The sequence below is a fragment of the Shouchella oshimensis genome (assembly GCF_002019765.1).
GTDB classification, from domain to species: Bacteria; Bacillota; Bacilli; order Bacillales; family Bacillaceae_D; genus Shouchella; species Shouchella oshimensis.
In genome coordinates, this window is the sequence record NZ_KV917380.1 from 2,451,301 (window position 1) to 2,463,149 (window position 11,849).

At 40.9% G+C, this 11,849-nt stretch carries 12 protein-coding genes; 4 read left to right on the forward strand and 8 right to left on the reverse strand.

Annotated elements, in window-relative coordinates:
* Window positions 1-4 precede the first annotated feature (4 nt).
* From BK583_RS12225 to BK583_RS12260, 8 genes are all read right to left on the reverse strand, one after another.
* The gene (locus BK583_RS12225; protein WP_055735954.1) at window positions 5-274 is read right to left on the reverse strand and encodes a phosphopantetheine-binding protein; all 270 of its coding nucleotides are present in this window, start codon (window positions 272-274) and stop codon (window positions 5-7) included.
* Window positions 271-1,497: an AMP-binding protein gene (locus BK583_RS12230; protein WP_055735955.1), complete on the reverse strand. Its 1,227-nt coding sequence runs from the start codon at window positions 1,495-1,497 to the stop codon at window positions 271-273. Before BK583_RS12230 ends, BK583_RS12225 begins: the two co-directional genes overlap by 4 nt.
* Window positions 1,484-3,226 carry an IucA/IucC family protein gene (locus BK583_RS12235; RefSeq protein WP_055735956.1) on the reverse strand — a complete coding sequence of 581 codons (1,743 nt, stop codon included), beginning with the start codon at window positions 3,224-3,226 and terminating at the stop codon, window positions 1,484-1,486. Before BK583_RS12235 ends, BK583_RS12230 begins: the two co-directional genes overlap by 14 nt.
* Entirely contained in the window at window positions 3,210-4,997 is a 1,788-nt protein-coding gene (locus BK583_RS12240; RefSeq protein WP_055735957.1) for an IucA/IucC family protein, read from the reverse strand. The genes BK583_RS12235 and BK583_RS12240 overlap by 17 nt, the downstream gene beginning before the upstream one ends.
* Window positions 4,998-5,210: 213 nt before the next feature.
* Window positions 5,211-5,864, reverse strand: coding sequence for an ABC transporter permease (locus tag BK583_RS12245; RefSeq protein ID WP_055735958.1), 654 nt, complete (start codon window positions 5,862-5,864; stop codon window positions 5,211-5,213).
* On the reverse strand, window positions 5,864-6,787 hold the full coding sequence (locus BK583_RS12250; RefSeq protein ID WP_055735959.1) for an osmoprotectant ABC transporter substrate-binding protein: 924 nt from the start codon (window positions 6,785-6,787) through the stop codon (window positions 5,864-5,866). Before BK583_RS12250 ends, BK583_RS12245 begins: the two co-directional genes overlap by 1 nt.
* 14 nt (window positions 6,788-6,801) lie before the next feature.
* Entirely contained in the window at window positions 6,802-7,452 is a 651-nt protein-coding gene (locus BK583_RS12255) for an ABC transporter permease (protein ID WP_236702385.1), read from the reverse strand.
* Window positions 7,453-7,472: 20 nt separating this feature from the next.
* Window positions 7,473-8,639 carry a betaine/proline/choline family ABC transporter ATP-binding protein gene (locus BK583_RS12260; protein ID WP_038479204.1) on the reverse strand — a complete coding sequence of 389 codons (1,167 nt, stop codon included), beginning with the start codon at window positions 8,637-8,639 and terminating at the stop codon, window positions 7,473-7,475.
* Between the two features lie 332 nt (window positions 8,640-8,971).
* Here BK583_RS12260 and BK583_RS12265 point away from each other — a divergent pair, with 332 nt between their 5' ends.
* Genes BK583_RS12265 through BK583_RS12280 form a run of 4 tightly spaced genes read left to right on the forward strand, consistent with a single transcriptional unit; the run spans window position 8,972 to window position 11,799 of the window.
* Window positions 8,972-9,478, forward strand: a complete 507-nt coding sequence (locus tag BK583_RS12265; RefSeq protein WP_371836645.1) for a GbsR/MarR family transcriptional regulator — start codon at window positions 8,972-8,974, stop codon at window positions 9,476-9,478.
* On the forward strand, window positions 9,468-10,352 hold the full coding sequence (locus BK583_RS12270) for a beta-keto acid cleavage family enzyme (protein ID WP_055735961.1): 885 nt from the start codon (window positions 9,468-9,470) through the stop codon (window positions 10,350-10,352). The genes BK583_RS12265 and BK583_RS12270 overlap by 11 nt, the downstream gene beginning before the upstream one ends.
* A 15-nt stretch (window positions 10,353-10,367) precedes the next feature.
* A complete protein-coding gene (locus BK583_RS12275; RefSeq protein WP_055735962.1) occupies window positions 10,368-11,354 on the forward strand; it encodes a 3-hydroxyacyl-CoA dehydrogenase NAD-binding domain-containing protein in 987 nt (328 codons plus the stop codon).
* Window positions 11,323-11,799 (forward strand): thioesterase family protein, encoded by a 477-nt coding sequence (locus tag BK583_RS12280; protein ID WP_055735963.1) that lies wholly within the window; start codon window positions 11,323-11,325, stop codon window positions 11,797-11,799. The genes BK583_RS12275 and BK583_RS12280 overlap by 32 nt, the downstream gene beginning before the upstream one ends.
* Window positions 11,800-11,849: the final 50 nt, after the last annotated feature.

The following is an 11,849-nucleotide window of genomic DNA, read 5'->3' on the forward strand; positions in this document are numbered from 1 at the left end:
CACTTTAATCATAGGTAACGGTTGTCTTTTCTTGACGCTGAATAAACTGAGCTAAGCGATCAACGGTCTCAAATATGGCCGAATCAATAGACTCGTCCGGGATCGCAATCTCATATTTTGTTTCTAGTTCTAGCAAGATGTGCAAGATCATAACTGAATCAATAGCTAACTCTTCATTTAGCCTTGCATGGGGATGAAAGGCGTCCATTGTTTGTAAAGCTAGATCTTCTTTCATAATTGTGTAAAGAATGTTTACAGCATGTTCATACGTCATACAGGAACATCTCCAATCTGTTTTCTATTTACTTTTCCATTGGCTCCTTTTTCAATTTTTTCAACGAAATAAACTTCTTTTGGTATTTGATAAGGTGCAAGATAAGATGTACACCATCCTCGAAGAGTGCTTATATCTAAACCTGTCCCTACAATCTGGGCACAGACCCGTTCGCCTGAAAATGAATCTTCTCTTTTATATACAACTGCATCTTCTATATCTTGATGTTGGAGTAAAATCTGTTCAACTTCGTGGGGCAATACATGAATTCCGGCTACGTTAATAACGTCGTCTACTCGTTCAACAAAGTATAAGTTACCGTCTTTTCCGAAATAACCAAGATCACCTGTATAACAGTAGCCTTCAGTTGATTCAACATAAACAGCCGCCGGAGCCGAAACTACGCCGGCTTTAACACCATGATGCGTTAAAGGTTTTCCTAAGTCATTCGATTCGCTTATGGATGTCGCTATACTAATACACCCTACTTCTGAGCAGCCGTACTGCTGCATCACAAACGTACTGGCATCTTTAATTTCTTTAAACCATTTATCAGGTAGCCGCGTTCCTGAGGTCATTACGCCATACAATTTTTGATTTGTTCGTTTTGCTAAATAATAGAGTAATGGCGGAGAGGCATACAGCACATGTTGTGGATATGCCTTCGTCTTGCTTAAGACATAGTTTGGATTTTGCGCGGTCACAACTACAACTGTTTTTCCTTGATCGATACCTGCCATGACGCCACTAATTAAACCGTATGAATGCGTTATTGGGCAGGCAACAATGACTGTATTGGCGTCAATGGAATGCCACATTTCACGGTAAGCACGTAATTCATCGTCGATAGAGGTCCAACTACGTACAATTCGTTTTGGTTTTCCTGTTGTTCCAGAACTGAATTGAATGAGGCCCCCTTCACTACTTAATTCGGCTTGACTTAACGTGAGTGGAGATTCAAGAGATTGATAGAACAAGTAAAAACAGCCCGCTTCATTAGCAATCCGTTTTGCTGCCTCAACAGGTGTAGATGGGTGAATTGGTACAATACTCGCTTGTTTTTCTTTGACATAGTAAAGAAGCATGACCCACTTACCTAAGTCTTCTGGGCATATTGCAATACGCCACCTATCCGCTTTTCGCCAAATGGGGTGGTCATTAAGATGTTGTTTAAAACGGTTAAAATCTTCTCCTGTGTACGATTGATCGTCAACGATAAGCATACATACCCTCCAACTGAATAGGATTTCTTATCAAATGCCTGCACTCTTTCTCCCCAGTCCATTTCTTTTTAAAAAGTGATTCTGTTGCCATCTTTTCCTTATGGAGATGAAAAGCATGTAAGCGTTCATTCATTTCGTTCTCTCTTTGCAAATAGCGCATCAGTGATACAGTAACAAAGTTCCAAAACCGGTCCTCTTTAAAATCAAGCTCACACTCTAACTGCCACGACAATTCAGTTAGGTTGTAAACAAATAGTGTGTCGACTATGAGTTCACGAAGCGCTTCTGGAGAAGACATCCAATAATAATCGTCCACTGCACCTTCCTTAAAGCTTGAATGAATTTCGTGGAAATGAGGTATAGACTTTTTCTCTTTCACATAAGGTTCGTAATATTCCAAACTCTCATGGAAGTCTCTTAAGAGCACACCAATCGGCCAATTTGTATCGGAAAGAATCAGAATCATGTTTTGCCCATGAGCTTCTACTGCAATACCATGTATTAAACAGAGGTGAACAACAGGAGTAACGACTACCTCAATAAGCTGCTTTAGCCAAGCTTCTATCCCGAAATCCTTAAGAAAAGGAGCGATAAATAAAGAGCCGTCTTTCTCTTTTAGAGAAAGTGCATTTAATGGGACAGCACGCTCGCCACTTTGCAACTGACTTTGAACAGATTCTCGAAAAATCACATTGACATTCCCCATTATCGACGGATAATCACTTGGCTCATACGAAGCGCCAGCGTATTCTTTTAACAAACGGACATCGTGTTGTTTGTGTAGAAAAGGATCTTGTGCAACAACTTCTTGAAGCCATCGCGATAAATGGGTAGCAGCTGCAACACTTTCTGGCTGAACCGTTCGCAACGAAGAGGTATTGATCATTTGCAAGGGTAATTTCAACTGAGCTTGGAACGGATTGTCTTTGTTCATCACCGTTCGAATGGATTGTGATGCACCATAACAGTCACCGAAAGCACCAAGATAAAGAACATCTTTTGTTTCAATTGCTTCTTTTAACTCATTGTTTTGTAGTGTCTCCCATTGCCATGGATGTACTGGAAGTATACGATAGTCATACAACTGTCCTCCTGCTTGACACAACGCTTCTACAACTTTCTTCCATGTGTCAGAGCCGAATTCTTTTTGGAGAAAACTCTGCTCTTCCTCTGGATAATACGTGTGCACATCTTCTTTTTTTACGCCTAACCATACAAGAGAAAAGACGGCTCCTGCTTCATTTCCAAACGCTTGATGGTCTTCAAGGGAAAATCCTGTTCTAGCTTTAAAACAAGGGTGATAAGGGTGACCTTCTCCAATAGCCTCTTCCAACTGTTCATATGTAAGCATTCGTCTTGAGGGTGTCCCTCTTATGTATTCCTCATTCCAATTTGATAGGAAGACGGTTTGTGATAATTCAGCATAGAGGGCCTGACTTTTTTCAACTGATAATGCTGCATCTTCGACAATATCCTTTATTCTAGGAAACGCTTGTCTACCAGAACGGGCGGACAAAAGCGGCATTCCCTGTATTCTGACTCGCTCAAAGGCAGAACGTTTTCCAAGACATTGATACATATGCTTTTTTCCTCTAATCGTAAAGATCTTCCATCCATTTTGTGCCGGTCTTTCGTCATAAGGTAACAACTGCTCGAACAAAATGGCTTCAAAGCATTGCCGAATAACACGTTGTTCCGCCTTACTTGGTAGATTAGATGGTTTCTGCATGTTGTACCTCCAAACTCGTCACCGCTTGAAACGGATTCTGAACTTTCACATAAACAGCTTGTTCTAGTTCTTCTGCCAATTCATCCACATCATGAAAACGAGTAAGTAAATTTGCTTTAAATGCAAGCTCTGTTTTTACGAGTAAAACTTCTATAAATAAGCGTCCAGCACCGGAACATCTCTGACAACATTGTTTCAATGCCTCTTTTAGCACCTTTAAGAGCTGTCTCTCACACATTAAGCCATCCGCACCAAAACGGTGGATCACGGCAAATGCTTGATTCATGATCAAGTAATACGTAAATCGATTTTGAATAACCTCATCGTCATAAAAGAGCCCTTCTGTTTTTTGCAACTCTGGTACTAGCGAAAGTAAGCTTTGTCTATATGATTCTGCTAAGTAATAGCCTTGATTGTCCCGGTAATAATACATTGTTGGGTAGCCATTGTGGATATCAAGCAAACTATTTTGCTGATGAGCTTCTAGGGCAATTCCAAGTTCGTCATACAGCGAAATGAGTGGAAAAATGGCCCTTTCAACATAAGCTCGAAACCATTTCTCACTTATCATGCGGTAAGAGGATCGTTCTTTTAAAGCAAGTTCCTTAATGATTGTTGCTAATTTTGAATCACTTCCTGGTAAAGGATCTTGAACAAGTGCCGCGATCGTCGTAACGCCCCTACCACCATTTTGAAAAGGATTAGAGCGAACAATGGTTTCAAATCCTGATTCTTTCACTCCTGGCAGACGAACGGCTAAGTATGCTGGATCATGAATAAATCGGCATGTCTTGCTTTTCCATCTTGCTTTTTGTAGTACTTTTCCAACAATAAGACCTGCTCGTAGTTCATGCTGCTTATTCACTCTAAGAGAGTTGGTTACTTTTACTGGTATAGAGAATTTAAACATCCAGTTACTTTCTTCGTTAAACACCGTTCTGATTGAAGATGTAGCAGTGTACCATTTACCACAAGGTCCTTTGTCTTGAATAAGACCCGTTTGGATTGCTTTACGAATATGAGGCTGTTCTAATAAATAGTGTGCTTGTAATGGATGCATCGGAAAAGGAAACCATTTTTCATCAATCCTTTGCACATCTGTTTCTTCATAGACAATGTCCCATACACTTTTATCTAAAATGGACTCATATTGCATAATCGTATGATGCACATAAAAGTAATACAGTTGAAAGCGACCTTTTAACTCAGGTGCATAAGCAGCATGCTGCCAATAAGCCATTCCTTGTCTACTTTTAGGCGTTGGGTGTAGCCAATGACCAAATAATAGCGACTGCTCCGCATCGATAAATGTTTGATTTGGATCATGAACGTCCTCACCTGTTGCGAGCCGTTCTTCTAAATATGTACACATCGAGTGATAACTTTCTAGCATGCGAACGAGGCACTCATCGAAACAAGATCTTTTTGACTCTCCACTATGAACCGCTTGCAAATGTAGCTCTTGAATAAGGAGGATTAAAACAGACAGCGGCTCTTCTTGATCCCATCCGGTCTCATCATCCCCCTTCAAAATTGTTCCAAACGAGTGGCGCCCTACGAACGAACGATACAGAATCTCCATTCGTAAACTAACACGCTGGTGGGGAAGATTAATTTCTAGCATCTGTTCAGTTTGTAATTTCGTCCTGTGCCTTGATTGGCCATTTTTGGAAACCGGCAAAAGCTCCCCACTTGACGTTTCCTTAATATAACTGTTTACAAAAGCTTTCAAAGAGGCATTTTCAGCGATACGCTTTGCAGAATGCTGCATGAAGGTTTCCTTCCTCTCTAATTAATTGAAATTGATTCTCAATTAATTTCAAAAATAATGATCGCATATAATGTTCAAGCGATCTATTTAGTTCCATTATAATGAAAATGATTCTCATTATCAATATTTTTTTGAATATCCTTCCATATCCCTATTTCTATGTAACGATATAAAAAGAGAACCACCCGATCTATGGGCAGTTCTCTTACTGATTTATGCGGAAGAACGATTGGCAGGATTTAAGCGACGCTCAATTGAACCTAATACAATATCAGCCAATATAGCCATCACAGCTGTGGGAATAGCACCTGCAAGAATGATAGCTGTACCATCCGTTGCATTTGTACCACGGACAATAATAGCTCCAAGCCCTCCTGCCCCTACGAATGTACCCACAGCTACAATGCCAATACCAATGACAAGCGCTGTTCGTATTCCTGCCATGATAACACTTATGGCGAGAGGAAATTCTACTTTCCCTAGTAATTGAAATTTGGTCATTCCCGATGCATAAGCCGCTTCAATCACACTTTTATCTACCCCTCTAATTCCAACATACGTATTTTGAATAATCGGTAGCAACGAATAAAAGAAAACGGTTGTAATTACTGTTGTCGTCCCAAGCCCCATAACCACCATTGTAATGGCCATGAACCCTAATACTGGAATCGTTTGAATAATACTACCAAACGATAGCACCCAGCCGCTAATCCTACCATACTTCGCAATGAGAATGCCGACAGGTATTGCTACGATCGCAGCAAACAAAACACCATAAGCAGCCATTAAGAAGTGACGATAAAATTCCTCCCAAATATAAAAACCATTTTGAGAAATATACGTAACCAACTGGTCAAAAAACGCCATCACGCACCCTCCTCTTGAACTGCTTTGTCTTCGTAATAGTTGTTTTCTTCTAATAAATCCTTCGCAATTGTTGCAGGACCAATCAGTTCAACATCTGCTAAATAGTTCATTTCCTGCATATCTTCCGTTGTAACAATAGTTGCTAACTTGTCTAGAATCGTTAATAGTTCTGGGTGATCTTCTATAACTTCATTACGAATAACAGGAGACGCATCATACGGTGGAAAAAAATCATCTTCTAATACAACTAAATCGTAAGCCGCAATTCGTCCATCAGAAGAATACGCAAGTACGGCATCCATGTTACCTGATGCAGCTGCATCATAAACGAGTCCTACTGACATCGGATACACATTTCCAAATTCAAAATGAGTTTCGGTAAAAGCTTGGTAGCCATCTCCTTGACGATTCACCCATGAATTGTCGACACCGAAATTCATTTCCGCCGCAAATGGTCGTAAATCTTCTACATGCTCAATGCCATGCTCTTCCGCAAAATCACCAGTGATGGAAATGGTATAGCTGTTTTCGAAACCGTAGGAGTCGCCCCACGTCTGGTTAAATTGTTCCTGAAATTCTCTTTGGACAATTTCCATTGCTTCATCAGGATCTGTAATATCTGGCATGTTAAGGGCACCAGCTATATCTGTTCCTGTATAGCGTGTTGCCGTAATATCCACTTCCTCTTGTAACATAGCTTGGTGTTGCACAATGGATGATCCTAAGTTTGTAATTAATTCTGTTTCAAGATCGGTATAGTGCTCAATCATTTGCGAAACAACATGCCCCCATATTTCTGATTCCACTGTATTTATTGTTCCAATCCGTATCGTATTTTCAGAAGGTCCACTTAATCCTGGTAAGGAACAACCTGAAAAGACGAGTAGCGGGGCAAGGAACAAAGAGACTCTATGCTTCTTCATCTTGCGTTCTCCTCTCAAGCAGTTTCTTTTTCTCGGTATGCTTTTGGTGTTAGTTTTTTTTCTAAAGCAGACAGTCCCCAGCTAGCAAGCAATGCTAAAATCGTGGCAGGAACCGTTCCTAAAATAATAAGCTCCGGTTTGTAAAGGTTTAAGCCATCAAAAATCAAATCACCTAAACCGCCACCACCAATAAAGGCCGCTAACGTTGCCCAACCAATTAAGTAAACTGTTGCAAAACGGATTCCAGACATAATGACAGGTAGAGCAATTGGAAGTTCAATTTTTCGTATTAGCTCCAAGTTGTTCATTCCCATTCCTCTTCCAGCCTCTACTAGCTTTGAATCAACCTCTTTCACACCCGTATACGTATTCCGTAAAATTGGCAAAACAGAATAGATAAACAAAGCGACAATAGCAGGTGCTGTTCCGACGCCAAGAAAAGGCATAAGAAAAGCTAAAATAGCCAAACTAGGAATTGTTTGTAAAATCCCGACAAACGAAATGATTCGATCCGCCACTTTAGGAATTCGCGTTAACAAAACTCCAGCTGGCACGGCAGCCATAACGCCTAGTAGAATTGCAAAAAATGAAATATAAATATGTTCGCCTGTTTTCTCAAGTAATTCCCAACCGTAAGAAGACAGGGTTGATGTGATTGCGTCAATCATGTTCTATTCTGCCTCCCTTAAAGTACGGTTTCAGTGTGATCCGGTGATGTGTCTAAATTCGAACCTTCACCCCAAATCGTGTCATAGACCATATCGGCTAGTGTAGCGCGTGTAACGATGCCAACTAAAGTCTGGTCATCTGCTATTACTGGTACATATTTACTTCCCCGTCGTAACATTCTCCGCATTGTGTCACGTAGTAAGCTACCTTTCATCACCGAATAGATGTCACTTTCCATTGCCTCTGATACGTACGTTTTCTTTCTAAAGCTCGCGTCAATCATCTCAATATCCACATAGCCTTTTAAACGATAGGAACCGTCAACAACTAATACAGAATCGACACGTGACTCGCGCATTTTTTGAATGGCATCCTTCAGTGTTGTATCTTCTGTTACCGTAACGGGATGTTCATTAATAATTTGTTCTACTCTAGTTACATCAGGTCGACTCTGTAGTAAACGATCCTTACCAATAAAGTCTTCAACGAATTGATTTACTGGATTTCTTAAAATGTCATCTGGCGTTCCAACTTGAACAATTTCTCCTTGGTTCATAATCACAATTTTGTCAGCAAGCTTAATCGCTTCGTCCATATCATGGGTAACAAAAACAATGGTTTTATCCATTTCTTTTTGGAGCTTTTTAAATTCATCTTGTAGCGCATCTCTTGTAATCGGATCAAGTGCACCAAACGGCTCGTCCATCAAAATGAGGGGAGGGTCCACAGCTAATGCTCTTAAAACACCAATTCGCTGCTGCTGTCCTCCACTAAGCTCATGGGGATAGCGCTGCAGAAAGCTTTCTGGCAAGTCTACGATTTTAATTAGCTCTTCTGCTCTCGCTTGTTGCCGTTTTTTATCCCATTTTAGTAGAGAGCCAACAAGGGAGATATTTTCGCCTACTGTCATATGAGGTATGAGCCCAATCTGTTGAATGACATACCCGATTGAACGACGGAGATGCACCGGATCTTGATCTAACACATTCTTTCCATTTAAAAAGATTTTGCCTTCAGATGGCTCTTGTAGCCGATTAATCATTTTCATTGTTGTTGTTTTACCGCATCCACTCGGTCCAATAAACACAACAAACTCGCCTTTTTCAACTTTTAAATTCATGTTTTGTACTGCAGGTTTTCCATTATCGTTATATTTCTTAACAACGTCTTTGAATTCTAACACGTTCCATACCTCCATCTATTTCCGCTCTAGTTGCGCACTTCTAAATTATAGGCAAGGTGCAAATAAAAAAGAAAATCCCATAATAGTGAAAAACAACGTAAACTTTGTGCAATTTAAATTGCACAAAGTTTACAAAGGGATCTATCTTACAATAACTCGTTTTTTCTCCCAAATGCTCTATCACTTGTCTTTTTAACTTTTCGTTTGACTATGGTACAGTTGTATCTGATTTGATAGGAGGAGGTTGGGCTGTGTCAGAGTCTAAAGATCAAGAGCTTCTTAATGAACTGCAAGCATGTGAAAATTTAATTTCTGATCGTGTTGCAAATAACATGGAAACCTTTGGCGTTTCGTCTACCGTTGGTCGGTTACTTGGCATTATTTATATGAATCGACAGGCAATGACCCTTGATGAATTAGCTGCTAAAACAGGAATGAGCAAGACCAGAATGAGTCAAGTTATGCGTCAAATGATTTCTTTAAATATTGCTGAAAAAGAATTTGTAAAAGGAAGCCGTAAAGAGTATTACAATGTGGAAAGTGATTATGTACAAACCTTTATCTCCCTTTTCACCACTAGTTGGAAAGAAGTAATCACACGAAACATGGCCCTTGAACGGCGCTTGCGGGACAAATTAAGTGCGATTGAGGAAGACATGGAACAGCATGCATCAGCCGAAATCCTGAAAAAGCATCAAATGATGGAAAAAGAACTAGATGATTGGACGAATTATTATAATTGGATTGACCGCCTTGTTGACTTTTTTGAAACAGGCGAGATTTTTCAATACGTACCAATTCACCCATACTCAAAGGAGGCAAAAAAAGATGACATCTAAACGTATTATTACGGCAGCACTGACAGGTGCTGGCGATACTACAAAAAAAAGCTCTCATGTACCAATTACACCGAAAGAAATTGCTGCATCTGCGATTGAATCTGCAAAAGCAGGTGCTGCCATTGCTCATATTCACGTTCGTGACCCTAAAACAGGAAAGCTTAGCCACGATATAGCTCTTTTCCGCGAGACTGTACAACGGATAAGAGAAGCTGATACCGATGTCATTATTAATATTACTGCCGGTGGTGGCGGGGATTTTATTCCTAATTTAGACGATCCTACACGGGGTGGCCCAGGTACAGACATTCAGACGCCTCAGGAACGACATGAACCGGTTGGCGAACTACTCCCAGAACTATGCACTTTAGACTGTGGTAGCTTAAACTTTGGTGATCAAGTCTATCTTGGCCCTGAAGCGTGGCTTCGTGAACATGCCTTACTTATTAAAGAGAGTGGTGTAAAGCCGGAATTAGAGGTTTTTGATACGGGTCATATTCGTCTCGCCAATCAATTAATCGCAGACGGTTACATTGAAGGAACACCAATGTATCAATTTTGCCTCGGTATTCCTTGGGGAGCAGATGCGGATCGTGAAACAATTGAATATATGCGCGGTCGAATTGTGGAAGGTGCTACATGGTCTGCTTTCGGAATCGGTCGGCAGCAGCTTCCAATTTTGCTAGAAGCAGCCAAATTAGGCGGTAATGTTCGAGTTGGTTTAGAAGATAACCTTTATTTAGAGAAGGGTGTACTTGGTACAAATGAACAACTCGTCGATAAAGCTGTCCAAGCGCTTCAAAAAGAAAACTTAGAACCCGCAACGCCAGATGAAGCACGTAACTATCTGGGATTAACGAAACGAGCACACTAAAGGAGGTAGATTTCAATGTCACAACGGACAATGGCTGTTGTTGGTACAGGTGTCATTGGTAACGGTTGGATTGCCCGGTTCCTTGCTAACGGACACCGTGTGTTTGCTTATGACCCGGCTCCAGAAGCCGAAGCAAATACGAGACGTATGTTAGATGATAGTTGGTCAACATTAGTGCAATATGGTATACACAAAGATGCATCTAAAGATAACCTCACATTTGTGCAAAACCTAGAAGATGCCGTAGCACATGCAGACTTAATTCAAGAAAACGTTCCAGAACGTGAAACATTAAAAAAACAAGTGCTCGCCTCTATTGATCATCATGCAAAGCCGGATGCTATTATTGCTTCCTCTACATCTGGTTATATGCCGTCTGTTTTGCAGGAAGCTTGTGTTAAGAACCCTGAACGGGTTATCGTGGCCCACCCTTTTAACCCTGTTTACCTCATTCCGCTTGTAGAAATTGCTGGAGGAAAACAAACTGCAATCGCCACCATTAATGAAGCAAAACAGATCTATGACGAATTGAACATGAAGCCGCTTGTTATGTCAGGAGAGATTGATGGACATATCGGTGATCGTTTAATGGAGGCTTTATGGAGAGAGGCGCTGCATATTGTAAATGACGGTGTTGCAACAACAGAAGAAGTTGATAAAGCGATCGTGTATGGCCCTGGTTTACGTTGGGCATTAATGGGACCGTTCCTAACATTGCATCTTGCTGGTGGAAACGAAGGTATGAAACATATGTTAGAACAGTTTGGACCAGCGCTTAAGTTGCCGTGGACTCGTCTGATTGCGCCTGAGCTAACAGAAGATTTAAAGAAAAAAGTCATTGATGGTACTTCTGCTCAGTGTGGAGAAATCTCCATAGCAGACATGGAACATCGTCGTGATCGCTTTTTAATTAAACTAATGGGCTTATTAGAAGAAGAAGGCTTTTGGCCATCAGAAAGGGTACTTGCTTATGAACGAAACATTGACGCTGTGGAGCGGTAATGTGTTGCCTGAATGGGTTGATTATAACGGCCATATGAATGATGCGGAATATGCACGTGTTTTTAGTAATGCAGTTGACGCATTGATGGAACACATTGAATTAGACGAAGCAGGTCGTCAACACCACCAATACACCCTTTTCACATTGGAAAATCACATTAAGTACTTGGCAGAAGCTCATCAGGGGGCACCACTTCAAGCATCCATTCTTATTCTTGATCGTGATGCGAAGCGCGTTCATCTATGGGTTGAATTAAAAGATGACTCTAACCAGCTTCTTGCAACGAGCGAACAAATGATCATGGGAATGAGCAACGAGACGCGCCGTCCAGCACCTTTCCCGCTTATCGTCGAAGAAAAGCTAGCAAACATGCCACACGCTTCATTCAACCAATGGCCAAAAGGTTCCAATACTCTCATTGGCATCCGTAGGAAAAATCAATAACGGCTTTGTTAGGATTGAACGAATAAGCCTATAATATAGGCTTATTCGTC